The organism is Arthrobacter sp. 9V (assembly GCF_902506065.1).
GTDB lineage: Bacteria > Actinomycetota > Actinomycetes > Actinomycetales > Micrococcaceae > Arthrobacter.
Genome location: NZ_LR732912.1, coordinates 1,787,116 through 1,810,033, shown reverse-complemented (window position 1 = coordinate 1,810,033; position 22,918 = coordinate 1,787,116). Strand labels below are relative to the sequence as shown.

The window sequence follows — 22,918 nt, the reverse complement described above, 5'->3', positions numbered from 1 at the left end:
TCGGCTGCGCAGGTACCGCGGTACCACCTCACTTACCGGAATGGATGTTCCGGCCTCTCATTACTGCTGTGACGGGCTTACCCGTCCGGTTCTACTGGGCGCAGGCCACCTTGCAGGGGTCAGTGCTGTTCTTCCGGAAGCTCACCGGTGATGGCCGGGTCAAAGCTGCTCCCCCAAGTCTAGCGTCAGTGCGGCGCCTGCTCTACCCGCGAGTTCATCCTGTGGTTGGAGTCCGGTGCGTGTGGTGGTGCATAGACTCAAGGCCATGACACACCCCATACCGGCCGTGATGGAAGCCCGCCCCGTGCCACGCCGCGCTTCGGTGGTGTGGTCGGTGTTGGCGCTGCTTGCTGCACTGCCCGTTTCCGGGGTGTCGATGTTCCGGGCCATTCCCGTGGAATGGCCCTTGATTGTGGTGCAGCTGCTGTCCTTCACTCCATGGTTGGTGCTGCCGGCAGCGCTGGCCCTGGCGCTTGCTGTTGTGGGGCGAAGGCTTTGGGTCATCGTCACCACCGTGGCGCTGTTGGCGGTTCAGCTGTTGTGGCTGTTCCCGCTGGACGCCGGAAAGCCGGAGTCCTTACCTGCCGGTACGCCCGCAGTCCAGTTGAGGGTGATGAGCCTCAACTCTGAATACGGGGAGGCGGATGCAGCGACCATTGTGAGGCTCGTCCGCGAAAACGGGATTCAGCTCCTCACCATCCAGGAGCACACACAGGGCCTCGAGGATGCCCTGCACTCCGCCGGCATGGAAGAGGTGCTACCGAACCTCCTCAGTGAACCCAACGACGACGCGTCCGGCGGCGCTGTGTTTTCCGTCTTTCCGCTTGAGGCCGTGGGGCTTTTGCCGGACACCCCGTTCCGGATGGACGTCATGCGGGTCCTCCTGACGGACCCGGCGTCCGGCGCCAAGTCCACGCTGAGCCTGACCAACGTGCACACACTGCCGCCGGTGGACGAGCGGATCGGTCAGTGGCGGAGCGACCTGGATAAAGTAGCCCGTCAGGCGTCCAGGCCAGGGAATCAGTTGCTGATGGGCGACTACAACGCTACGTATGACCACTCCGAGTTCCGGGCGCTGCTGGACACTGGCCTGAGTCGGCAGGACGCCCGCGCGGGCGTCCAGGATGGCAGGAAGCTCGTGGACGTAGGGACAGCCTCCGGTGCACGGTTCTCACCCACCTGGCCTATGGAAGGGCTTCCGCTTCCGGGCATAGTGCTGGACCACATGGTCACCTCACCCGGTATCGGCAGCAGTGACTACTCGGTTCACCAGATTCCCGGCAGCGACCATGCGGCCATCATGGCCACTCTGATCGTCCCGGCCGGTTAGCCTTCTTTGCGGACCAGCTTGTGGTTCGCGGCCTGCGCCACGGGGCGGATCACAATCTGGTCGAGGTTAATATGGTGCGGCAAGGAGACCGAGTAGGCCACTACTCCCGCCACGTCCTCGGCTGTCAGGGGCTTTTCCACCCCGGCGTAGACCTTAGCCGCCGCGTCTTTGTCGCCGAGCCGGTTCAGTGCGAACTCCTCAGTCTGCACCAGTCCGGGAGCCACCTCGATGACGCGGACGTTATTGCCCACTTCTTCCAGGCGCAGGGCGTTGGTCATGGCATGCTGGGCAAATTTTGCTGCGTTGTAGCCCGCCCCGCCTTCGTAGGCGGAAAGCCCTGCGGTGGATGTCAGGTTCAGGACGGTGCCTTCGCCGTTTGCCCTGAGCATGGGCAGGAAAGCCCGGGTGATTTTCATGGTGCCCAGGACGTTGACCTGGTACATCCAATCCCAATCTTCGGTGTCTGCGTTCGCGATGGTGTCTGCACCCCGTGCGCCGCCTGCGATGTTGATGAGTGTGTCAGCACCTCCGGCTTCGGTGACCGCGGCCAGCAAGGCGGCGACGTCGTCGTCGGCCGTGATGTCAGCCCGGAACGGAACAGCACCGGTGGCCGCTCCCAAGGCGTCGAGCCGGTCGGCCCGGCGCGCCACGGCAAAAACCTTCCAACCTGCAGAAACCAGAGCCTTCACCGTTGCCTCACCTATGCCTGTGCTGGCACCGGTGACCACCGCCGTCTTGTTGTTCCCTGCATTGTGTCCGGAAGGTGTGTTGTGCTCTGCCAAAGTCATGGCACTACCTTATCGGGGCGCATGCTCCTCCCACGGGCGGGAGGTAACGCCAGGCCATGAAACAATTGACCCATGGCTGAATCAACGCAGGGTACAGACACGCCCGCCACCGCCCCCATCAACGTTCCCGACAAGCCGGCCCTTGAAGGCCTTGAGGCTGCCCTGACGCAGCGCTGGCTGAAGGAAGGAACCTACAAGTTCAACCCGGACACCACCCGGGAGCAGGTCTACTCGATCGACACTCCCCCGCCCACGGCTTCCGGCTCGCTTCACGTGGGCCACATGTTCTCCTTCACCCAGACTGACGTCCAGGCCCGTTACATGCGCATGACCGGCAAGAACGTCTTCTACCCCATGGGATGGGATGACAACGGCTTGCCCACCGAGCGCCGTGTCCAGAACTACTACGGTGTGCGTTGCGATCCCGCCATCCCTTACAAGGCCGACTACACGCCCCCGGCACAGCCGGCAAAGAACCAGCGCGATTTCGACGTCGTTTCGCGCCAGAACTTCATCGAACTGTGTGAAGAACTCGCTGTTGAGGACGAGAAGGTCTTCGAAAACCTGTTCCAGACCCTTGGCTTGTCCGTGGACTGGGATCTGACCTACCGCACCATTGACGACACCTCACGTGCGGTGTCCCAGCGTGCCTTCCTCGCGAACCTCTCTGCCGGTGACGCCTACATGGCCGAAGCACCCACTCTCTGGGATGTGACGTTCCGTACCGCTGTTGCCCAGGCTGAGCTTGAGGACCGCGAAGTGGCCGGCGCGTACTACCGCTACCCTTTCTTCACCGAAGACGGCGAAAAGATCTTCATCGAGACCACCCGCCCGGAACTGCTCGCGGCCTGCGCGGCTTTGGTGGCCAACCCGGACGACGAACGGTACCAGCCGCTCTTCGGCAAGACTGTGAAGTCTCCGCTCTTTGACGTGGAGCTTGAAGTCAAGGCCCACCCCCTCGCCAAAGCGGACAAGGGCTCCGGCATTGCAATGGTGTGTACCTTCGGTGACCTGACCGACGTCACATGGTGGCGCGAGCTGCAACTGCCCACCCGCGCCATTATGGGCCGCGACGGCCGCATCATTGCCGAGTCCCCGGAGTGGATCACCACCGAGGCAGGCAAGGAAGCCTACGCCGCGATCGCCGGCAAGACCGCCTTCTCGGCCAAGGAAGCCGTAGTTGAACTGCTTAAGGCAGCCGATCTGCTGGACGGCGAACCGAAGAAAATCACCCACCCGGTGAACTTCTTCGAAAAGGGTGACAAGCCCTTGGAAGTTGTCACTTCCCGTCAGTGGTACATCCGCAACGGCGGCCGCGACGAGCAACGCCGTGAACGCCTGATCGCCCGTGGCCATGAAATCGCCTTCCACCCCGCGTTCATGCGTTCCCGCTATGAGAACTGGATCGCCGGACTCAACGGTGACTGGCTCGTATCCCGCCAGCGCTTCTTCGGCGTGCCCATCCCCGTGTGGTACCCGCTGGACGCCCAAGGCAACCCGGATTACGAGAACCCAATCCTGCCCTCTGACGAGATGCTCCCGGTGGATCCTGCCGCGGATGCAGCACCCGGCTTCGAAGAATCGCAGCGCGACCGAGCCAACGGCTTCACGGGTGACGCCGACGTGCTGGACACTTGGGCCACGTCATCTCTGACCCCCCAGATTGTGGGTGGCTGGAGCCGCGACGAGGAACTGTTCTCCAAGGTTTACCCGTTCGACCTCCGCCCGCAGGGACACGACATCATCCGCACGTGGCTGTTCTCCTCTGCAGTTCGGGCGGATGCCCTCCAGAAGAGCGCCCCGTGGAAGCACGCGGCTATTTCAGGCTGGATCCTTGACCCGGACCGCAAGAAGATGTCCAAGTCAAAGGGCAACGTAGTTGTACCCACGGATGTGCTGAACGAGTACGGTTCGGACGCCGTCCGCTACTGGGCAGCATCCGCGAAGCTCGGTGCTGACACGGCCTACGAGATCGCCCAGATGAAGATCGGCCGCCGCCTGGCCATCAAATTGCTGAACGCTTCCAAGTTCGTCCTGAACCTCGGTGCCACCGAGAATTCAGTGGTGACCTCTGACCTGTCCGTGCTGACCAACCCACTGGACCGGGCGCTGCTGGCACAACTCTCAGACGTTGTTGCCCAGTCCACCAAGGCGTTCGAAAACTACGACTACGCCCGCGCCCTCCAGATCACTGAGTCGTTCTTCTGGCAATTCACGGACGACTACGTGGAGCTCATCAAGGACCGCGCGTACGGGGCCGCCGGCGAGTCGGAACAGGCCTCGGTCCTGGCCGCTTTGGCCACCACGCTGGACTCGCTCCTGCGCCTGTTTGCGCCGTTCCTGCCCTTCGCAACCGAAGAGGTCTGGGGCTGGTGGCGGACAGGATCCGTTCACCGTGCCCCCTGGCCCGCAGCTTTGGAGATCACCGATGGTGACACCACCATGCTCGGGACCGTGGGCATTGCCCTTAGCGGTATCCGAAAGGCCAAGTCCGAGGCAAAGGTCAAGCAGCGGACCGTGGTGTTGACTGCATCCATCACAGCATCCGAAGTATTGGTAGCCCAGTTGAAAGCCGGCCTTGGTGACCTGAAGGCAGCAGCCAACGCGAAGGAGATCACCCTCCAGTCCGGTGAAGGCGAACTGACGGTCAGCGATGTGGAGCTGGCACCGGCCGAGGAATTGCCTGCGTCACAGCCGTAGCCCACAGCCCATTGGGCAGAAGTTTTTGGGCAAAGGGGAAGCCCCATCAGCGTTTTGCCGTTGGTGGGGCTTCGACTTTTCGGCTGTCCGGTGATGACTTGACAGTCTGGCGGAATCCTTGGAATTTCAGGTCTTCCTACCTCATCACTGGTAGGTTGCTTCCAACTTCGCCAGAGGCTGCGTTGGTTGCAATCACTGAATCTTTGGTTTCCGTGTCCCTCTTCTTTCGAAGTGGGTAAACCCATTGTTGTCCCGTTGGAGACGATTCACAAGGCCTCGGAAAGAACTACAAACCTGTAGTTCTCCTGCCACGGGATGGCCACCTATGGCAGAGTATTGACCATGCCGGAACTGCCCGAAGTGCACGGCCTGTGCATGTACCTGGATACCCAACTCCGTGGAGCCGTGCTGACTGAGGTCCGCATCAACTCCTTCTCGGCACTCAAGACGGCGGACCCGCCCTTCACGGCACTTGAAGGCAGGACCATTCTTGGTGCACAGCGCATCGGCAAGTTCGTATGCCTCGATGCTGACGGCCTGTTCTTTGTGTTCCATCTAGCCAAAGCCGGCTGGGTCAGGTACACCGAACACCCATCCTCTGCCGGGTTGCGCATGGGTAAAAGCAACATCTCAGCACGGCTCTTGCTCCACCGGCCTGCCGACGACGCGCACATCGGCGTTGACTTGACCGAAGCGGGAACCAAGAAGAGCCTGGCCATCTACGTGGTTAAAGATCCTCAGGACGTACCGGGCATAGCCACGCTGGGACCGGAGCCCCTCAGCCCCGATTTTGATCTGGATGCCTTGGCGGCCATCGTTGGGTCAAGCTCGCAGCAAATCAAAGGACTCCTGCGCAGCCAGAGCGTGATCGCCGGAATCGGCAACGCTTACAGTGATGAGATTCTCCACGCCGCCAGGATTTCACCCTTTGCCAGCGCCAAGTCCCTGGATCAGGCAACGGTGGCGCGGCTTTATCAAGCCATGCAGGAAGTCCTTGTGGGCGCCGTTAACGCAGCAGCCGGCAAACCCTCCAGCGAGCTCAAAGACACAAAGCGCAGTAACTTCCGAGTCCATGCCAGAACCGGCCAGCCCTGCCCGGTGTGCGGGGATACCGTCCGTGAGGTGTCCTTTGCGGACACCTCACTTCAGTACTGCGCCACGTGCCAGACCAATGGGAAGATCCTGGCCGATCGGCGTACCTCACGGTTCCTCAAGTAAAGGTTCCGCCAAATGAATTCGGGGACTAGTTGAATTCGGGGCTTTCGGTACGGCTGCGCTTGAGCTCGAAGAAGTGGGGATAGCCTGCCAGAGTTACCGTGGCGTCCCAGAGCTTACCGGCTTCCTCACCGCGGGGAATACGAGTCAGGACCGGACCAAAGAACGCCGTGCCGTTGACGGCCACCACGGGAGTTCCAACGTCCTGGCCAACCAACGAGATGCCGGCCTCATGACTGGCGCGCAGCTTGGCATCATATTCGTCCGAGTCTGCGAATCGTGCCAACTCAGCGGGAAGACCGGTCTCAGCCAGGGCCTTCTGGATCACCGAGGCACGGTCCTTGTTACCCTCATGGTGGATCTGCTCCCCCATGGCGTCATACAAGGGCTTCACGTAGCTACTGCCATGGATTTCCTGGGCTGCGATAATCACTCGAACCGGGCCCCAGCTGTCATCCATCATGGCCCGGTAATTCCCGGGAAGGTCGCGGCCTTCGTTGAGCACTGAGAGGCTCATGACGTGCCATTCGGTCTCGATGCCCCGGACCTGTTCCACTTCGCCGATCCAGCGGGAAGTGATCCACGCGAACGGGCAGACGGGGTCGAACCAGAACTCAGCCTTGTTGACGTTCTCTTCGGACACAGGTAACTCCTCTGAAGGGTATGAAAGCGACATGACGGCCACCCCAAAAGGGCACCCCGTCTTGTTTAGGCCAACAGGAGGCTAGGCCGACTTATTCCGGCGCTTGGCGACGACGTCGTGGGCAATCATGGTTGGTTGTGCGGTCTTGGCAACGACGTCGGCCGTGATCACCACCGTTGCGATGTCATCCCTGCTGGGGAGGTCGAACATAACGGGCAACAGTACATCTTCCATGATGGCCCTGAGGCCACGTGCGCCCGTGCCACGCTCAAGGGCCTGGTCCGCTATGGCGTCCAAGGCGTCATCCTCGAACTGCAGCTCCACACCATCAAGCTGGAACATCTTCTGATATTGCTTCACCAGAGCGTTCTTTGGCGTGGAAAGGATCTGAATCAACGCCGGCCGGTCCAAGCTGGAGACTGTAGTGATCACTGGAAGCCGTCCGATGAATTCCGGGATGAGGCCGAATTTGAGCAAGTCCTCCGGCATGACTTCGCCGTAAGTGTCAACATTGTCCCGGGCCTCGTTGAGCGGCGCACCGAAGCCGATGCCCTTGCGCCCGGACCGCGAACCAATGATGTCTTCCAGTCCGGCGAAGGCTCCGGCCACGATGAAGAGAACGTTGGTGGTGTCGATCTGGATGAATTCCTGATGGGGGTGCTTCCGGCCGCCCTGGGGCGGAACGGAAGCTACGGTGCCTTCCAGGATCTTCAGGAGAGCCTGCTGCACACCTTCACCGGAAACGTCGCGGGTGATGGAAGGGTTTTCGCTCTTCCGGGAGATCTTATCGATCTCATCGATGTAGATGATACCTTGCTCGGCCTTTTTGACATCATAGTCAGCAGCCTGGATGAGCTTGAGCAGGATGTTCTCTACGTCCTCGCCAACATAGCCGGCTTCCGTTAGAGCGGTGGCGTCAGCTACGGCGAACGGGACGTTGAGACGGCGCGCCAGTGTCTGGGCGAGGTACGTCTTTCCGCAGCCTGTAGGGCCGATCAGAAGGATGTTCGACTTGGCGATCTCCACATCCTCGTGATGGGACCCCTCACCGAGGCTGCCGGCCTTGGGTGCGTGTCCTGCCTGGATGCGCTTGTAGTGGTTATAGACAGCTACTGCCAACGAACGCTTGGCCGGCTCCTGGCCGATGACGTATTCCTGCAGGAAGTCGAAAATTTCGCGGGGCTTGGGGAGTTCAAAACTGCCGAGGTCGGAAACTTCAGCGAGCTCTTCTTCGATGATCTCGTTGCAGAGCTCGATGCACTCGTCGCAGATGTAAACACCGGGCCCGGCAATCAGCTTTCGTACCTGCTTCTGGCTCTTTCCGCAGAAAGAACACTTCAGCAGATCCGTGCTCTCGCCAATCCGAGCCATGTGGGAATCCCTTCGTTGCATGCGGGTGATGCGGCTCCACGCCGTACTCAAGTGTGCGGCTGCGCCGCGGTTGGCACCACCGTGACAACATCCACTCTAGGTCACAATGGGCTGCTTGGGTGGAAACAGAACGCCGGTGCGGTCCATATTTCGTGAACCACACCGGCGTCCGAATCCTTGCTACCGGGTAATTGCCTGAGGCTTGATCTTCCGCGAGTCCAGAACCTGGTCAATGAGACCATAGCTCAGTGCATCCGCAGCAGTGAGAATCTTGTCACGCTCGATGTCGTTGTTGACCTGCTCGGACGTACGGCCCGAGTGGTGCGCCAACGTGTCTTCAAGCCAGGTGCGCATGCGCATGACTTCCGCCGCCTGAATCTCCAGGTCCGACGCTTGTCCCCCCTGCCCACCGGAAAGGGCCGGCTGGTGGATCAGGACGCGGGCGTTCGGCAGGGCGAGCCGCTTACCGGGCGTACCAGCTGCGAGCAGGACTGCAGCAGCGCTGGCCGCCTGTCCCAGGCACACCGTCTGAATCTCCGGACGGATGTACTGCATGGTGTCGTAGATGGCCGTCATGGCCGTGAACGAGCCACCCGGCGAGTTGATGTACAGGGTGATGTCGCGGTCCGGATCAGTTGATTCCAGGACCAGCAGCTGGGCCATGATGTCATCAGCTGACGCGTCGTCCACCTGGACGCCAAGGAAGATGATGCGGTCCTCGAACAGCTTGGTGTAAGGGTCCTGGCGCTTGAAGCCGTAAGGCGTGCGCTCCTCGAACTGGGGCAGGACGTAACGGCTGGACGGGAGATTACCGGCAGACCATCCGAAGTTGTAGTTCATGTTCTTTACTCCTGGGTTTCAGTGGTTCTTTGTGCCGGTTAGTTGTCGGAGTTCGACTGGTTGGCCGTTCCGCCGCCACCGGCAACAGAACCGGCGTGCGCCGAGATCTTGTCGAAGAAGCCGTACTCCAGGGCCTCCGTGGCCGTGAACCACTTGTCGCGGTCATTGTCCTTGAGGATGGTTTCCACGGACTGCCCGGTCTGCTCTGCCGTAAGTTCGGCCATGACCTTCTTCATGTGCAGAATCAGTTCGGCCTGAATCTTGATGTCCGAGGCCGTACCACCGATGCCGCCGGAGGGCTGGTGCATCAGGATGCGGGCGTTGGGCGTTGCGTAGCGCTTGCCCTTGGTGCCGGAGGACAGGAGGAACTGGCCCATGGACGCGGCCAGGCCTGTTGCCACCGTGACGACATCGTTCGGGATGAACTGCATGGTGTCGTAGATGGCCATGCCGGCCGTCACGGAACCACCCGGGGAGTTGATGTACAGGTAGATGTCCTTCTCCGGGTCTTCGGCCGAGAGGAGGAGGAGCTGAGAGCAGATGGCATTGGCGTTCTCGTCACGGACTTCAGAGCCGAGCCAGATAATGCGCTCTTTCAGCAGGCGGTTGTAGATGTAGTTGTCCTGGGCTGCGGGATCGACAGTTGCCATCCGGGGAGCCTCTGATTGCTGTGACATAAGTACTTACCTCTCGCTGGTGCCAGTGACCTCACTGAACTTCACTACTTGGACACTAACCGTTTTCACGGGCGATTTGTTCGCCGAAATCGCACTGTTCGCTGACGGCGCACGTCTGCTCTCAGCATCAATGTTCAGCCCTTAAAGCAAACCGGCCCCGGATCGTCTGATCCGGGGCCGGTTGAAGTACTTGACTAGAACTTCACTGCTGCGGGGTCGTCGCTTGCAGCAACTTCAGCTTCTTCGGTTGCTTCAACGGCAGCAGCCTCTTCGGCTGCTGCTTCGCCTGCGGGGCGGACGAAGTCAGTGAGGTCAACCTTGTTGCCCTCGGAGTCCACTACCTCGGCCTGGCCAAGCACAACAGCCAGTGCCTTGCGGCGGCGAACCTCGGAAACCATCATGGGAACCTGGCCGCTCTGATCAATGATCTGGGCGAACTGGTTGGGATCCATGCCGTACTGGCTTGCCGTGGTGACGATGTAGTCGATCAGCTCGTTCTGGCTGACGTCTACTTCTTCCTTGTCAGCAATGGCGTCGAGGATGATCTCGTTCTGGAAGGCGCGCTCGGTGTTGGCCTTGACTTCGGCGCGGTGCTCTTCGGTGTCGTGGTCACCTTCGCCGTGTGCGTTCTCCGGGTTGAAGTGAGCTTCGATCTGCTCTTCGACGACGGAATCCGGAACCGGGACCTCAACAAGCTCAACGAGCTTGTCCAGAACCTTGTCGCGGGCTTCAACGCCCTGCTCCACTACCTTGGAGTCGGAAGCCTGCTTGGCGAGGTCCTCACGGAGTTCGGCAAGGGTGTCGAACTCCGAGGCGAGCTGAGCGAAGTCGTCATCAGCCTCGGGAAGCTCGCGCTCCTTGACGGCCTTGACAACAACCTTCACCTGAGCGGATTCTCCCGCGTGGTCGCCGCCCACCAGTGTGGTCTCGAAGATTGCTTCTTCGTCGGCAGAGAGGCCGGTCACGGCTTCGTCGAGGCCTTCGAGCATGGTGCCGGCACCAACCTGGTAAGAGAGGCCGGAAGCGGAATCGATGTCTTCGCCGTCAATCGTGGCGGTGATGTCGATGGTCAGGAAGTCGTCGTTCTTGGCAGGACGCTCAACGGACTTGAGCGTGCCGAAGCGGCCGCGCAGTTCGTCCAGGGCCTTGTCCACGTCAGCTTCGGAAGACTCAGCAGCAGCAACCTCAACCTTGATGCCGGCGTAGTCCGGCAGCTCGATTTCGGGGCGGACATCGATCTCTACCTGGAACTTGAGCTCGCCATCAGTTGCGGACGGGTCCGGAACTTCGGTGATTTCAACTTCGGGACGGCTCAGGGGGCGGACGCCCGTTTCCTGAACTGCAGCCTGGTACCAGCCGTTGAGGCCATCATTGATGGCGGTCTCCAGAACGTAGCCACGGCCAACGCGCTGGTCGATCAGCTTGGAGGGAACTTTGCCCTTGCGGAATCCGGGAACCTGGATCTGCGAAGCAACGGTCTTGTACGCGGCATCGATGCTCGGCTTCAGTTCCTCAAAGGGAACCTCAACGTTGAGCTTGACCCGCGTTGCGGTGAGGTTCTCGACAGCGCTCTTCACAGTCTAAGTACTCCTGAATTTGTGGGTATGGGGTTCTGTCGTGTCCCTGAAGCGGACACAAACACAGAGTCGGGGTGACAGGATTTGAACCTGCGACTTCCTGCTCCCAAAGCAGGCGCTCTAGCCAAGCTGAGCTACACCCCGAATGCACAGGACAGTCTACGGGGAAGCGGGCCCAGAATGCACATTTGACACTGCCGCCGGAATTAGGTTTAGTTGTACCCGGCTTCAACAGCCACCGGGAAGATGTCCGGAACACGGATATCCGTCCTGGGGACGTAGCTTAATGGTAAAGCCTCAGTCTTCCAAACTGATTACGCGGGTTCGATTCCCGTCGTCCCCTCCAACCAGAAGGGCCCCGATCCACGGATCGGGGCCCTTCTGTTGTTTGGAGTTTTGCTGTTGCTTGGAGACTTGTTATGTGGAAAGTGTTCTCACACCTGACAGCCGGGGCACCAGTAAAGTTTGCGGGCACCGATTTCTGTCATCCCCACCAGCGTCCCGCAGGCGCGGCAGGGCAATCCGTCCCGCTTATAGACAAAGTGGGCATCGGCGTCGGGCGCTATAACCCCGCCGCCGGTCCACAACGTGGATGGGGTCGTAACAATCCGTCCATCACGGACGCCATCGGACATGGTGTCCACGGTGTCATCCCAGAGACGGCCGGCAGTTTCGGCATCAATGCTGCTTCCAGGTGTCCAAGGATCCACTGCTTGCCGGAACAGTACCTCGGCCCTGTAAATGTTGCCTACGCCGGCCAGGACGGATTGGTCCATCAACAGCAGCGCCACGGGTGTTTTGCGGCGGCGCAGACGGCGGATGAACTCTTCGCGATCACCTTCGCGATTGTGCAGCGGGTCCGGGCCCAATCGTGCCAACACCGCAGCCGCCGCGGCTGCCGTTATCGCCGCGCAGGTGGTGGCACCACGGAGGTCCGCCCAGCCATGATCCGAGACCAAGCGGACCCGGACGGCACCTACCGGCGCGGGCGGTCCTGAATATCCACCGTCTTCGGCGGCGGAGCCGCTCTCCCGTTCGCCGATGCGGCGCGGAGCTCCAATGCTGGACGCGCCGGTGAAGGAACTATCGCCGCCGAAACTCCAAGCGCCGTAGAGGCCCAAGTGGACGTGCAGGAAGAGCTCATGGTCAAACCTGAGAAACAGCTGCTTTCCGTGAGCCATGGACTCCACCATGGCGTGCCCCGTCAGGAGCTGCGCACCGGCAGAAAACCTGCCCTGCGGGCTGGAAACATCCAAGCGCCGGCCCCCAAAAACATCCTGGAACTGGCGGGCCAGCCTATGGACCGAGTGCCCCTCAGGCACTACTCAACGATCTCGCCGGTGGATTCATACACCGCGATTTTTCCGATGCGGCGAACGTGGCGTTCGTCGTTGCTGAATGGTTCCTGCAGGAAGGCTTCAATGAGTTCGGTAGCTTCCTCAACGGTGTGCTGGCGGCCACCAACAGCCACCACATTTGCGTCGTTGTGCTCGCGGGCCAACTTGGCAGTGGAAAGGTTCCAGGCCAGCGCGGCACGAACGCCGTTGACCTTGTTCGCAGCAATCTGTTCACCGTTGCCCGAGCCGCCCAACACGATGCCCAAGGCGTGGACGCCGGCTTTCTGGTCTGCCACCACGGCAAGGCCCGCATTGATGCAGAAAGAAGGGTAGTCATCCAAGGCGTCGTACTCCTTGGGCCCGTGATCCACCACTTCGTAGCCTTTGGCCGTGAGGTGGCTGACCAGGTGGGCACTGAGTTCCATGCCGGCGTGGTCCGTAGCGATGTGGACGCGGGGTGTAGTCACAGGAAGTCCGTTCTTTCTGGCGCGCGGATGCGGCATATGGCCGGGCGCGACGATGAGGGATGCGCTACCTAGGGTACCGCTACCCGGGTTGTTGGGCCTGCCCGTCGCCGCGGGCTCGATGCGCCGCCCGGTTGAGGACTCCAGCGAGTTTGTCTGCTGAGGCCGCAGTTCCCGCACTGAGCGCCACCCGGCCTCCGTTAAGTTTCCTTACGACGACCGCAGGGCCGCTTCCTACGAGCATCGCGGTGGCGTCGTCATGGTGGCGCCAACCCCACCCCCCATAATCTGCCGCTTTTATTTCAGCCGGCGCCGCCGCAGCGATGTCGACGGCGGGAACGGTCAGGACGCGCACAATCCCCCCGGCGAACACCTGAAGCCCTCCCCTGTCGGCCCGTACCCGGGCGAACAGGAACCCTGCGCCAACCAAGGCAGCCGCTGCAACCAGAGCTCCAAGCCAAGGAACAGCCACGGCTATCAATGCCGCGGGGAACAGCGCCGAGACTACGATCATGATGAAAACCGAACTCCGGGCATGCACCCACAGCCGGAGCGTATCGCGGGCGAGATCCGGGTCCTCAAGAAGCCGCAGCTCTTGGGCAAGTGCGACATCGTCCTCGCGCGTCCAGCGGGGGTCAGGTTTGAAGGCGAACATCATCACCACGCCCAGAGCGAGGGCAGCGCCGCTGCCCATGGCCAGGACGATCGGGTCCACATGGGACTCGCGCGCATCGGCCAGGCCGGACTGGCCCACCAGCCCTGCTGCCACCACGGTGGTGATGAAAAGGCTCACCGTAAGGCCAAGGCCCATCATGACGCGACGCATGAGAACAGGCCTGGTGATGGATACCGCTTGGAGGAAGACCGCCCACCCGCACAAGGTGATGAGGGCAGCGCCGCCGGCCACATAGGCTCCGAACGGCGCGAACGAACTGCCGCCGTCGGCGTTCCACATCACCGCAACCGGATTGGGGAGGTTGTTGCGCAGCATCTGGGCGCACACCACAAACCCGACGGCGAGCAGCAGCGGAAAAGCCACCGCAAACCTCAGTGCGCGGAAATCGAGGGTTTCCCGGAACGATGCCATGATCCAACGCTACTCCGTGGGGCGACACTATGGTGCCCGCTCCTTGCCTTCCGGGCGGGGAGTGAAAGAATGGCTTCACACCAGCGTCCGGTCATGTCCGGCCGGTCATCCCAAAATCTTCGGAGGCACCACTTGCCAGGCCTGAACCTCACGCGCGATGAAGCCGCGAAACGCGCCGAACTGCTCAACGTCGAGTCGTACAACGTAACCCTGGACCTGACTCAGGGAGCAGAAACTTTCGGCTCCACCACCGTAGTCCGGTTTTCCGCAGAGCCGGGTTCGTCCACGTTCATCGATGCCATCACAGCTGCAGTCCACAGCGTGACCCTTAATGGCACCGAGCTGGACCCCTCGGAGGTTTCCGACGGCGTCCGCATACAGCTCCCGGATCTGGCGGCAGAGAACGAACTGGTAGTGGTGGCCGATGCTCCGTACATGAACACCGGCGAAGGCCTCCACCGCTTTATTGACCCTGTTGATGGTGAGGTTTATCTCTACACTCAGTTCGAAGTTCCCGACTCCCGGCGCATGTTCGCCGTCTTTGAGCAGCCCGATCTGAAGGCAAGCTTCACCTTCACCATCACAGCGCCGTCGCATTGGGACGTGATCTCCAACTCCCCCACTCCGGTCCCCGTTGAAGCGCCTGCTGCCGAGGACGGCCTGGCTCGTTCGGTGTGGAAATTCGCGCCGACGCCGCGCCTGTCCTCCTACGTCACCGCATTGATCGCCGGGCCATACCAGTCAATCCGCTCCGATGTGACCAGCTCCGACGGTCGGGTCATTCCCTTGGGAGTGTTTGCCCGCAAGTCACTCATGCAGTACCTCGACGCGGACAACATTTTCCAGCTCACCCGCCAAGGCTTCGAGTTCTTCGAGGCACAGTTCGGATTCCCGTACCCGTTCGAAAAGTACGATCAGTTGTTTGTCCCTGAATTCAACGCGGGAGCCATGGAAAACGCCGGTGCGGTGACCATCCTGGAAGGCTACGTGTTCCGCGGCAAGGTCACCGGGGCCCAGATTGAGCGCCGTGCCATCACCGTCCTGCATGAATTGGCACACATGTGGTTCGGTGACCTGGTGACCATGCGCTGGTGGAATGACCTCTGGCTCAACGAATCCTTCGCTGAATACATGTCCCACCTGGCCGCCGTGGAAAACACGGAATTCGATCGCGCCTGGACCACCTTCGCCTCCGTGGAAAAGACCTGGGCCTACAGGCAGGACCAACTGCCCACCACACACCCGATCTTCGCCGAAATCAACAACCTCGAAGACGTGGAAGTGAACTTCGACGGCATCACCTATGCCAAGGGCGCTTCGGTGCTACGGCAATTGGTGGCTTGGGTGGGTCCGGAACAGTTCATGGCCGGCGTCCGGACGTATTTCGCCAAGCATGCCTGGAAGAACACCGAACTCGCGGACCTCATGGTGGAGCTCGAGGCCGCCAGTGGCCGCGACCTGGACGCATGGGGCAAGCTCTGGCTGGAAACTGCCGGCGTGAACACCCTCGCTCCCGAGCTCTCCGTTGACGCCGATGGCACCATCAGCGCTTTCGCGATCCTGCAGACCGCGATCGATGAGCAGCCCACGCTCCGCCCGCACCGCCTCGCCGTCGGCTTCTATTCGCTTACCGGTGAGGGCAAGCTGGAACGGACCCACCGCGAGGAACTCGACGTCGATGGCCAACGGACCGACGTACCTGCCTTGGTTGGCAAAGCACGGCCGGACTTCATCCTGCTCAACGATGACGACCTCGCCTACGCGAAAGTCCGCCTCGATGAACACTCCCTGGCAACCGCCACGGCCCACCTGAAGGACTTCGCCGCCAGCCTGCCGCGTACCTTGGTATGGGGTTCGGCCTGGGATGCTGCCCGTGATGGTGAGACCCCTCCCCGCGGCTATGTGGAACTGATCCTGGCGAACATCGCCTCGGAAACAGATTCTTCGGTCATACTGGTCCAGCTACGCCAGCTCGCCACCACCCTGACCTACTATGTGGCGGCGGACCACAAGCTCGAGACGACGATCGCAGCCGCAGACAAGCTGTGGGAACTCGCTTCCACCGCAGTGGCGGCCTCTGATGCCCAGCTGCAATTCGCCAAGTCCTATGCCCAGTTGGCACGCAGCGGCGGGCAATTGGACCGAATTCAGGCCCTCCTGGACGGCACGGAAACACTTGAAGGCCTCAGCATCGACCAAGACATGCGCTGGGAGTTGCTGACCGCCCTGGTGGCCGGTGGGCGGCAGGACCAAGCCCGTATTGATGAGGAGCTTGCGCGGGACAACACCTCCAACGGCCAAAATGCGGCAGCACTGGCCAAAGCTGCCATCCCAACCCCTGAAGCCAAGGCAGCAGCCTGGGACGCGATCGTGGTCAAGGGAGAGCTCTCCAACGCCCTGCAGGCCTCTGCCGTGGCCGGCTTCATGCGTGTCACGGACACAGCTCTTCTGGAGCCGTTCGCCGAGAAGTACTTCTCGGCCGTTCCCGGAATCGTCGAGGAACGCACCCACGCACTGGCCCAGCAGATCGTGGTAGGGCTCTACCCTGCGCAGCTCACCACACAAGCGACCGTAGACCGCACCGATGAATTCCTGGCAGGACTTCCGGAGGACAGTGCAGCGCTGCGCCGCATGATGCAGGAAAACCGCGACGGCGTGGCACGGGCGCTGCGCGCGCGGGCGGCCGACGTTTAGACCTGCAGCTTATGAGGCCCGTGCGGACAGTGAATGCCATCTGGCTAGACTGTCCGCATGGGCCTCCACGAACACCACTACGCACTGACCGTCCGCTGGACCGGAAACCTCGGCGAAGGCACGGCCAGCTATCGCGGATACTCACGGGACCATGACATAGAAATCCCGGGTCTGCCCACACTGCAGGGCTCGGCAGATCCCACCTTCCATGGGGACCGGAGCCGCTACAACCCGGAACAGTTGCTGCTGGCAGCCCTCTCGCAATGCCATATGCTGTCCTTCCTGCATGTGGCGGTAAAGCACGGGGTGGTGGTGACCGGCTATAAGGACAACGCCGAAGGCCTCATGAAGCTCAATCGTGACGGCAGCGGCCAGTTCGAGAGCGTGACACTAAAACCGAACGTCACCATCGCCGATCCCGCTCACGCCGGCTTGGTGCCGCAGCTTCACCACGAGGCCAACCAGGTCTGTTTCATCGCCCGCAGCGTCAACTTCCCGGTACTCCATGAACCCATGACGACGGCGGACGCGGCCTAGCGCTGTTGCTCCCGCCAGAGTGCCACGAGCTTTTGTTCTGTGGCACGGCTCAGGCCGGCCTTCCGATCGCGGTCCAGACCCTTCTGCCTCTCATCCTCAAGCGTCGCCGCGAGGGTCTCCTGCCACGGCCTCAAGGTCATCCCAAGCTCACGTGCAGCGCGGTTGGTCCTCGCTTGAAACCCGTCATGGCCTTCCGGTAACCACAAGGGAAAGGAATCCGGTCCGGACCAGTGATCCACCCCTTGTTCCACCAGCCACTCTTCGGGAACCCGGAGGATGACTTCCGCCGTCGCCCCGGCTGCATGCCGGGATTCCTCCAGGTAATCCTCGAACCGCACCACCTCTCCGAGGGCGTTGTAGGCACCAGTCAGCCTTTGGTGGGCCGACTGCAGGATCCAAGCTGCGAGGTCCCTGACATCGATGATCTGCGTAGCATCATCCGGGATATCCGGGACCAGCACCGGATCAGCATTCGCAGCCAAGCGGGCCGGCCAGTAGCCGTATCTGTCAGTACCATCCCCAGGCCCGCCAATGAGCCCGGCGCGAACGATGTGGGCCTTCTCCCCCACGGCCGCAAGCGTCATGTGCTCGATCGCCGACTTGGACTCTCCATAGGTCTCCGGGGTGCCAGGCTGCCCCTGAGGCAAGGGCTCCAAAAGTGCCGCGCCCTCGTCCGCACCGGGTACCGAGTGGTCCGCATACACGGAGCAACTGGACACGAAAGTCCAATGAGCTGCGGCCGGGCCCAGCACATCCAGCGCCACAGCTGCCTGCACGGGATCACGGGAGACGTCCACCACCTCATCCCAGCCGCCGGCTACCTCCGCGAAGGCCGCAGCCCCCAAGGCGCGGTCGCCCCTTACCCAAGTGACGCCGTCGGGCGGGACAGCCGAGGTGCCCCGCGCCAAACAGGTGACATTGTGGCCGGCGGCAACGGCCTGCCGTGCAATTTCTGCCGACAGGAAGGCGGTACCGCCGAGGACCAGGATGCGCATACCGTCACGCTACGGGGCTAGGGTTGTAGGTGGACAGAGTGTTCCGCGCCCGGCGAACACGGGCCGACGACAAGGAGCTATTCAACCTTGACCTCCATCCCCCTGGCGGAGACCATCAACATCGAACCCGAAAAAATTGACCTCATGTCCATCCTCATCACAGTGGGCGTAGGCCTGGCTGTGTGGATCGTGGCACGGTTCATCATCCTGCGTATTACGCGACGAGTGTCCGCGGGCAGTTCCTTCTTCAAGAAGCCGCACTTCAAATGGGTGCAACCGGCGATCCGTGCACTGGATCACGAACGCCGCTCCCAGCGCGCCGAGACCATCGGTTCCCTGCTCACCAGCCTGGTGAGCGTCGTGGTGGTGGTGATCGTGATTATCTACGTCCTCAAGTACATGAATGTTGATGTGGCACCGCTGTTGACCAGCGTTGGAATCCTCGGTGTTGCCATCGGCTTCGGCGCCCAGCAGTTGATTCGTGACTTCCTCGCAGGAATCTTCATCACCATTGAGGACCAATACGGGATCGGTGACGTCATTGTCACCAGCGAAGTGATTGGTACCGTTGAATCGGTGGGCCTGCGCATTACAAGGGTCCGCGCTGAGGACGGAGCCATCTGGTACCTGCGCAACGGTGAAATCCTCCGCGTGGGCAACCGATCACAGGGCGACTACGTGCCGGTGGAGACACCTGACCCCAGCGACCCAAGCGACGCTGCAGCTGCACCCGTCACAGCAGGCGCACCGCGCGTCACCAAAGCCGAGGAGAAGTCCAATGAGTAACACTGCAGGCGGACAGCCACCGGCACCGCAGGCCGGTCCCCGACGCCAACTGATGCAGAACGATCCGTTCAGCCAACCCGCCTACACGGACAGCTTTTACGCCGCAATCGGAGGGCACGAGACGTTCGTGAAGCTGATCGACGTCTTCTACGACGGCGTTGCCACGGATCCCCTGCTGCGGCCCATGTACCCCGAGGAAGACCTCGGCCCGGCCAAGCGCCGCTTCCTCATGTTCCTGGAGCAGTACTGGGGCGGCCCCACCACTTACGGTGAAGAACGCGGCCACCCACGGCTGCGTATGCGCCACATGCCATTCCAGGTCACCCCCGAAGCCAAGGACCGCTGGCTGTTCCACATGCGGACGGCCGTTGACTCATTGGAGCTCCCGCCCCTGCATGAGGGCACGCTATGGGACTACATGGAGCGGGCAGCGCTGACCATGGTCAACAGTCCTTCAACCGGTCCCTGAGGTCTAGAAGCCCAGCCCCAATCCTGCACCGGTACGTACAAGCACGTGGCCGCGGGGGCCACTCAGGCGGAACCAGCGGCCATTGCGGAAGATCTTCTGCTCGGCGTCACCCAGGAAACCCAAACCAAAAGCGGCGAAGGCCGCACCGGCCGGCAACTCGTCCAAACCCGGGAGTTCCCGGCCCCACACGGCCGCTCTGGCGCTGTTGACCACCGCGGCACCAGCCAGGTTAGGGATGACGCCGGCCACCTCCGCGATGCCTGCCTCAGCGGCCGACTTGAGCTCTGCGTCCGGAACCGTTCCTTGGGGTTCCCACCCCGTCCTGGGAGCGCCGACGCCCGCCCAGGACTCGGAAACGGTAGACGGCGGAATGGGCAGTTCCACGTCATCGGCACCTGACCGGGCCAGTCGGTCCATGACGGACGCGAGCGTCACGGTGACGTCGGCGTGGGCAGGCTCCGCCAGTGCCATGGTCCTCAGGCCGAGGATGGTGGGAGTGGATTCGCCCAGGATGCGAGGCCTCAGGACACACACGTAGGCGGCCAGGACGTTGCCGGCGGCCTGGAGGCGGATGGCACCGTCGTCGATGCTTTTTGCCCTCGTGACGAAGGTTCGCAGGTCTGCGAGGTCACGGGGATCGGCGAAGCGGAAGGACTGGGTCAAGACGTCTGTCACATCATCGACTCTACCGGCATGTCCCCGGTTGAGAGGGGTCGGGGCGGCGTCTAAAGTCGAACCATGACTGAGACGAACGCTGGCCTCGAGGTGGAAGCACCCGTAGAAGACCCCATGGAAGTGCTGATCGGCCTGCTGGACCTCGGTGACTTTGACGGAGCACGGACCAACGAGGACATCTTCCTCGGTCCGTCCCAAAAGCAGCCCCGGCATCGTGTTTTCGGCGGCCAGGTCCTGGCGCAGTCCATGATGGCCGGTATGCGGACCGTGGAGCCGGACCGCGTGGCCCACTCCATGCACGGATACTTCCTGCGCCCGGGTGATGCCAACAAGCCCATCACCTTCGGGGTGGAGAGGCTTCGGGACGGCCGGTCCTTCTCCGCCCGCCGCGTACACGCCTACCAGGACGGTGTGCCGATTCTCTCCATGATCGCTTCCTTCCAAGTGGAAGACAGCGGCTTGGATCATCAAGCGCAGATGCCCGAAGGCATCCCGGATCCGGAATCCCTGCCCAGCACCGCCGAGCTGTTGTCCCACTACGACCACCCCATGGCGCGGCACATGTCCTCTGAGCGGCCCTTCGACGTCCGACACATCGACCCCGCCCTTTACGTGTCCCCGCCTGCCGACCACGTAGCTACCAACGCTGTGTGGATGAAGACCATTGGCCCCCTGCCCGAGGACCCCAACCTCCACCGGGCAGCCCTGGCATACGCGAGCGACTACACACTGCTGGAGCCAATACTCCGCAAGCACGGCCTCGCCTGGATGACGCCCGGCATGAGCGTAGCCAGCCTCGATCACGCCATGTGGTGGCACCGTCCCGTGCGTGTGGATGAGTGGATGCTCTACGTCCAGGAATCCCCCAGCGCCCAAGGCGCCCGCGGACTGGCCACCGGCCGCATCTTCAACCGGGACGGGCAACATGTTGCCACCGTGGCCCAGGAAGGCATGGTCCGGATTCCGTAGACCCTTTGGTCCGCGTTAATACAGAAAGGCCGGTCCCTGGCGGGACCGGCCTTTCTACGTTTGCGGCTTGATTCTAGTCGCGGGTCAGGCGGCGGTGCGTCACGCGGTGCGGCTTGGCGGCATCGGGCCCAAGGCGCTCCACTTTGTTCTCCTCGTAGGAATCGAAGTTACCCTCGAACCAGTACCACTTGGAGGGGTTCTCGTCATCACCTTCATAGGCGAGGATGTGGGTGGCTACCCGGTCAAGGAACCAACGGTCGTGCGATACCACTACGGCGCAGCCCGGGAATTCGAGAAGGGCGTTCTCAAGGCTACCCAGGGTTTCGACGTCGAGGTCGTTAGTAGGTTCGTCAAGGAGGAGAAGGTTGCCACCCTGCTTGAGCGTCAGTGCCAGGTTGAGGCGGTTGCGCTCACCACCGGAGAGCACACCTGCCTTCTTCTGCTGGTCCGGACCCTTGAAACCAAAAGCGGAAACGTAGGCCCGCGAAGGCATTTCAACGTGACCGACCTGAAGGAAATCGTGGCCTTCGGAGACCACTTCCCAGAGGGACTTGTTGGGGTCAATGCCGCCTCGGGACTGGTCCACATAGGAGATCTTCACGGACTCGCCGATCTTGAGCTCACCGTCGTCCAAAGGCTCCATGCCAACAATCGTCTTGAACAGTGTGGACTTACCCACACCGTTGGGGCCGATGACGCCCACAATGCCGTTGCGGGGAAGAGAGAAAGAGAGCCCATCGATCAGTACTCGATCATCGAAACCCTTCTTCAGGTTCTTGGCCTCAATGACCAAGGAGCCCAGGCGCGGTCCCGGCGGAATCTGGATCTCTTCGAAGTCCAGTTTGCGCGTGCGATCAGCCTCTGCAGCCATTTCTTCATAGCGGGCCAAACGGGCCTTTGACTTGGTCTGGCGGCCCTTGGCGTTTGAGCGCACCCACTCAAGTTCTTCGGTAAGGCGCTTGGAGAGCTTCGCATCCTTCTTGCCCTGAACCTCCAGGCGGGCTTTCTTCTTCTCCAAGTAGGTGGAGTAGTTGCCCTCGTACGGGTAGAGGTGCCCCCGGTCGACTTCTGCAATCCATTCAGCCACGTGATCCAGGAAGTAGCGATCGTGGGTCACGGCGAGAACTGCACCGGGGTACTGGGAGAGGTGCTGCTCCAGCCACAGTACGCTCTCAGCGTCCAAGTGGTTGGTGGGCTCGTCAAGGAGCAGGAGGTCAGGCTTCTGCAGAAGAAGCTTGCAGAGCGCTACGCGGCGACGCTCACCACCGGACAGAACCGTGACGTCTGAATCAGCCGGCGGGCACCGCAGTGCATCCATGGCCTGCTCAAGCTGGGAATCGATATCCCACGCGTCCGCAGCGTCAATGGCTTCCTGAAGCTTGCCCATCTCGTCCAGCAACGTGTCGTAGTCCGCGTCCGGGTTGGCCATTTCTTCGGAGATCTCATTGAAACGCTGGATCTTGCCGTAGATCTCGCCAACGCCCTCCTGGACGTTGCCCAGGACAGTCTTTTCCTCGTTCAGCGGCGGTTCCTGCAAGAGGATGCCCACGGTGTAGCCGGGGCTCAGGCGGGCCTCGCCGTTTGACGGGGTGTCCAGTCCGGCCATGATCTTGAGGATGGTGGACTTACCAGCACCGTTCGGGCCCACGACGCCGATCTTCGCGCCAGGGAAGAACGACATGCTGACATCGTCCAGAATAAGTTTGTCGCCAACGGCCTTGCGAGCCTTGGTCATCGTGTAAATGAATTCCGCCATGCCGTTAA

The 22,918-nt window shown here is 61.7% G+C and carries 20 protein-coding genes and 2 tRNA genes; 9 read left to right on the top strand and 13 right to left on the bottom strand.

What is annotated here, in order from left to right:
• Positions 1-265 precede the first annotated feature (265 nt).
• A complete protein-coding gene (locus BACI9J_RS08470; protein ID WP_159733979.1) occupies positions 266-1,330 on the top strand; it encodes an endonuclease/exonuclease/phosphatase family protein in 1,065 nt (354 codons plus the stop codon).
• Here the strand turns inward: BACI9J_RS08470 and BACI9J_RS08465 are convergent.
• Positions 1,327-2,118 carry an SDR family oxidoreductase gene (locus tag BACI9J_RS08465; RefSeq protein ID WP_159733978.1) on the bottom strand — a complete coding sequence of 264 codons (792 nt, stop codon included), beginning with the start codon at positions 2,116-2,118 and terminating at the stop codon, positions 1,327-1,329. The genes BACI9J_RS08470 and BACI9J_RS08465 overlap by 4 nt on opposite strands.
• A 72-nt stretch (positions 2,119-2,190) precedes the next feature.
• Here BACI9J_RS08465 and valS point away from each other — a divergent pair, with 72 nt between their 5' ends.
• Positions 2,191-4,818: a valine--tRNA ligase gene (gene valS, locus BACI9J_RS08460; protein WP_159733977.1), complete on the top strand. Its 2,628-nt coding sequence runs from the start codon at positions 2,191-2,193 to the stop codon at positions 4,816-4,818.
• Between the two features lie 342 nt (positions 4,819-5,160).
• Positions 5,161-6,036, top strand: a complete 876-nt coding sequence (locus tag BACI9J_RS08455; RefSeq protein ID WP_201296539.1) for an Fpg/Nei family DNA glycosylase — start codon at positions 5,161-5,163, stop codon at positions 6,034-6,036.
• A gap of 25 nt (positions 6,037-6,061) precedes the next feature.
• Here the strand turns inward: BACI9J_RS08455 and BACI9J_RS08450 are convergent, their stop codons facing one another.
• The 6 genes from BACI9J_RS08450 to BACI9J_RS08425 form a co-directional block, all read right to left on the bottom strand.
• Complete coding sequence (locus tag BACI9J_RS08450; protein ID WP_159733975.1) at positions 6,062-6,709, bottom strand: mycothiol-dependent nitroreductase Rv2466c family protein; 648 nt, start codon at positions 6,707-6,709, stop codon at positions 6,062-6,064.
• A gap of 48 nt (positions 6,710-6,757) precedes the next feature.
• Entirely contained in the window at positions 6,758-8,047 is a 1,290-nt protein-coding gene (clpX, locus tag BACI9J_RS08445; RefSeq protein ID WP_062069254.1) for an ATP-dependent Clp protease ATP-binding subunit ClpX, read from the bottom strand.
• Between the two features lie 180 nt (positions 8,048-8,227).
• A complete protein-coding gene (locus tag BACI9J_RS08440) occupies positions 8,228-8,887 on the bottom strand; it encodes an ATP-dependent Clp protease proteolytic subunit (RefSeq protein WP_024816918.1) in 660 nt (219 codons plus the stop codon).
• A gap of 38 nt (positions 8,888-8,925) precedes the next feature.
• Positions 8,926-9,537, bottom strand: a complete 612-nt coding sequence (locus BACI9J_RS08435) for an ATP-dependent Clp protease proteolytic subunit (RefSeq protein ID WP_159733974.1) — start codon at positions 9,535-9,537, stop codon at positions 8,926-8,928.
• Positions 9,538-9,758: 221 nt separating this feature from the next.
• Complete coding sequence (gene tig / locus BACI9J_RS08430; RefSeq protein WP_159733973.1) at positions 9,759-11,141, bottom strand: trigger factor; 1,383 nt, start codon at positions 11,139-11,141, stop codon at positions 9,759-9,761.
• 69 nt (positions 11,142-11,210) lie between these two features.
• A tRNA-Pro gene (locus BACI9J_RS08425) sits at positions 11,211-11,285 on the bottom strand.
• Positions 11,286-11,413: 128 nt separating this feature from the next.
• On the opposite strand from BACI9J_RS08425, the gene BACI9J_RS08420 reads away from it, so the two are divergent.
• Positions 11,414-11,487 (top strand) — tRNA-Gly (locus tag BACI9J_RS08420).
• Positions 11,488-11,575: 88 nt separating this feature from the next.
• Here BACI9J_RS08420 and BACI9J_RS08415 read toward each other — a convergent pair.
• The 3 genes from BACI9J_RS08415 to BACI9J_RS08405 are packed head-to-tail and all read right to left on the bottom strand — an operon-like array spanning position 11,576 to position 14,029.
• Positions 11,576-12,463 (bottom strand): Fpg/Nei family DNA glycosylase, encoded by an 888-nt coding sequence (locus tag BACI9J_RS08415; protein WP_159733972.1) that lies wholly within the window; start codon positions 12,461-12,463, stop codon positions 11,576-11,578.
• Positions 12,463-12,981, bottom strand: coding sequence for a ribose-5-phosphate isomerase (locus BACI9J_RS08410; protein ID WP_159733971.1), 519 nt, complete (start codon positions 12,979-12,981; stop codon positions 12,463-12,465). Before BACI9J_RS08410 ends, BACI9J_RS08415 begins: the two co-directional genes overlap by 1 nt.
• Positions 12,982-13,024: 43 nt before the next feature.
• Positions 13,025-14,029: a hypothetical protein gene (locus BACI9J_RS08405; RefSeq protein WP_159733970.1), complete on the bottom strand. Its 1,005-nt coding sequence runs from the start codon at positions 14,027-14,029 to the stop codon at positions 13,025-13,027.
• A gap of 93 nt (positions 14,030-14,122) precedes the next feature.
• Here BACI9J_RS08405 and pepN point away from each other — a divergent pair, with 93 nt between their 5' ends.
• Together pepN and BACI9J_RS08395 are read left to right on the top strand one after the other, a co-directional pair.
• Positions 14,123-16,723, top strand: coding sequence for an aminopeptidase N (gene pepN, locus BACI9J_RS08400; RefSeq protein WP_159736406.1), 2,601 nt, complete (start codon positions 14,123-14,125; stop codon positions 16,721-16,723).
• 57 nt (positions 16,724-16,780) lie between these two features.
• Positions 16,781-17,260 carry an OsmC family protein gene (locus tag BACI9J_RS08395; protein ID WP_159733969.1) on the top strand — a complete coding sequence of 160 codons (480 nt, stop codon included), beginning with the start codon at positions 16,781-16,783 and terminating at the stop codon, positions 17,258-17,260.
• On the opposite strand, the gene BACI9J_RS08390 is transcribed toward BACI9J_RS08395, so the two are convergent.
• Entirely contained in the window at positions 17,257-18,255 is a 999-nt protein-coding gene (locus BACI9J_RS08390; RefSeq protein WP_159733968.1) for an NAD-dependent epimerase/dehydratase family protein, read from the bottom strand. The two genes, BACI9J_RS08395 and BACI9J_RS08390, sit on opposite strands and share 4 nt — an antisense overlap.
• A gap of 87 nt (positions 18,256-18,342) precedes the next feature.
• On the opposite strand from BACI9J_RS08390, the gene BACI9J_RS08385 reads away from it, so the two are divergent.
• Both BACI9J_RS08385 and BACI9J_RS08380 read left to right on the top strand, forming a co-directional pair.
• On the top strand, positions 18,343-19,041 hold the full coding sequence (locus BACI9J_RS08385) for a mechanosensitive ion channel family protein (RefSeq protein ID WP_159733967.1): 699 nt from the start codon (positions 18,343-18,345) through the stop codon (positions 19,039-19,041).
• The gene (locus BACI9J_RS08380; RefSeq protein ID WP_159733966.1) at positions 19,034-19,510 is read left to right on the top strand and encodes a globin; all 477 of its coding nucleotides are present in this window, start codon (positions 19,034-19,036) and stop codon (positions 19,508-19,510) included. The genes BACI9J_RS08385 and BACI9J_RS08380 overlap by 8 nt, the downstream gene beginning before the upstream one ends.
• 3 nt (positions 19,511-19,513) lie before the next feature.
• Here BACI9J_RS08380 and BACI9J_RS08375 read toward each other — a convergent pair whose 3' ends face one another.
• A complete protein-coding gene (locus BACI9J_RS08375; protein ID WP_159733965.1) occupies positions 19,514-20,185 on the bottom strand; it encodes a hypothetical protein in 672 nt (223 codons plus the stop codon).
• Between the two features lie 63 nt (positions 20,186-20,248).
• Between BACI9J_RS08375 and BACI9J_RS08370 the strand changes: the two genes are divergently transcribed.
• Positions 20,249-21,154 (top strand): acyl-CoA thioesterase, encoded by a 906-nt coding sequence (locus BACI9J_RS08370; RefSeq protein WP_159733964.1) that lies wholly within the window; start codon positions 20,249-20,251, stop codon positions 21,152-21,154.
• Between the two features lie 73 nt (positions 21,155-21,227).
• Here the strand turns inward: BACI9J_RS08370 and ettA are convergent, their stop codons facing one another.
• Complete coding sequence (gene ettA, locus BACI9J_RS08365; RefSeq protein WP_159733963.1) at positions 21,228-22,910, bottom strand: energy-dependent translational throttle protein EttA; 1,683 nt, start codon at positions 22,908-22,910, stop codon at positions 21,228-21,230.
• Positions 22,911-22,918: the final 8 nt, after the last annotated feature.

What these genes read in the sequence shown, in the direction of transcription:
- BACI9J_RS08470 (WP_159733979.1), top strand. Translation starts at nt 266, where the DNA reads ATGACACACCCCATACCGGCCGTGATGGAAGCCCGCCCCGTGCCACGC.
- BACI9J_RS08465 (WP_159733978.1), bottom strand. Translation starts at nt 2,118, where the DNA reads ATGACTTTGGCAGAGCACAACACACCTTCCGGACACAATGCAGGGAAC.
- valS (WP_159733977.1), top strand. Translation starts at nt 2,191, where the DNA reads ATGGCTGAATCAACGCAGGGTACAGACACGCCCGCCACCGCCCCCATC.
- BACI9J_RS08455 (WP_201296539.1), top strand. Translation starts at nt 5,161, where the DNA reads ATGCCGGAACTGCCCGAAGTGCACGGCCTGTGCATGTACCTGGATACC.
- BACI9J_RS08450 (WP_159733975.1), bottom strand. Translation starts at nt 6,709, where the DNA reads ATGTCGCTTTCATACCCTTCAGAGGAGTTACCTGTGTCCGAAGAGAAC.
- clpX (WP_062069254.1), bottom strand. Translation starts at nt 8,047, where the DNA reads ATGGCTCGGATTGGCGAGAGCACGGATCTGCTGAAGTGTTCTTTCTGC.
- BACI9J_RS08440 (WP_024816918.1), bottom strand. Translation starts at nt 8,887, where the DNA reads ATGAACTACAACTTCGGATGGTCTGCCGGTAATCTCCCGTCCAGCCGT.
- BACI9J_RS08435 (WP_159733974.1), bottom strand. Translation starts at nt 9,537, where the DNA reads ATGGCAACTGTCGATCCCGCAGCCCAGGACAACTACATCTACAACCGC.
- BACI9J_RS08410 (WP_159733971.1), bottom strand. Translation starts at nt 12,981, where the DNA reads ATGCCGCATCCGCGCGCCAGAAAGAACGGACTTCCTGTGACTACACCC.
- BACI9J_RS08405 (WP_159733970.1), bottom strand. Translation starts at nt 14,029, where the DNA reads ATGGCATCGTTCCGGGAAACCCTCGATTTCCGCGCACTGAGGTTTGCG.
- pepN (WP_159736406.1), top strand. Translation starts at nt 14,123, where the DNA reads ATGTCCGGCCGGTCATCCCAAAATCTTCGGAGGCACCACTTGCCAGGC.
- BACI9J_RS08395 (WP_159733969.1), top strand. Translation starts at nt 16,781, where the DNA reads ATGGGCCTCCACGAACACCACTACGCACTGACCGTCCGCTGGACCGGA.
- BACI9J_RS08390 (WP_159733968.1), bottom strand. Translation starts at nt 18,255, where the DNA reads ATGCGCATCCTGGTCCTCGGCGGTACCGCCTTCCTGTCGGCAGAAATT.
- BACI9J_RS08380 (WP_159733966.1), top strand. Translation starts at nt 19,034, where the DNA reads ATGAGTAACACTGCAGGCGGACAGCCACCGGCACCGCAGGCCGGTCCC.
- BACI9J_RS08370 (WP_159733964.1), top strand. Translation starts at nt 20,249, where the DNA reads ATGACTGAGACGAACGCTGGCCTCGAGGTGGAAGCACCCGTAGAAGAC.
- ettA (WP_159733963.1), bottom strand. Translation starts at nt 22,910, where the DNA reads ATGGCGGAATTCATTTACACGATGACCAAGGCTCGCAAGGCCGTTGGC.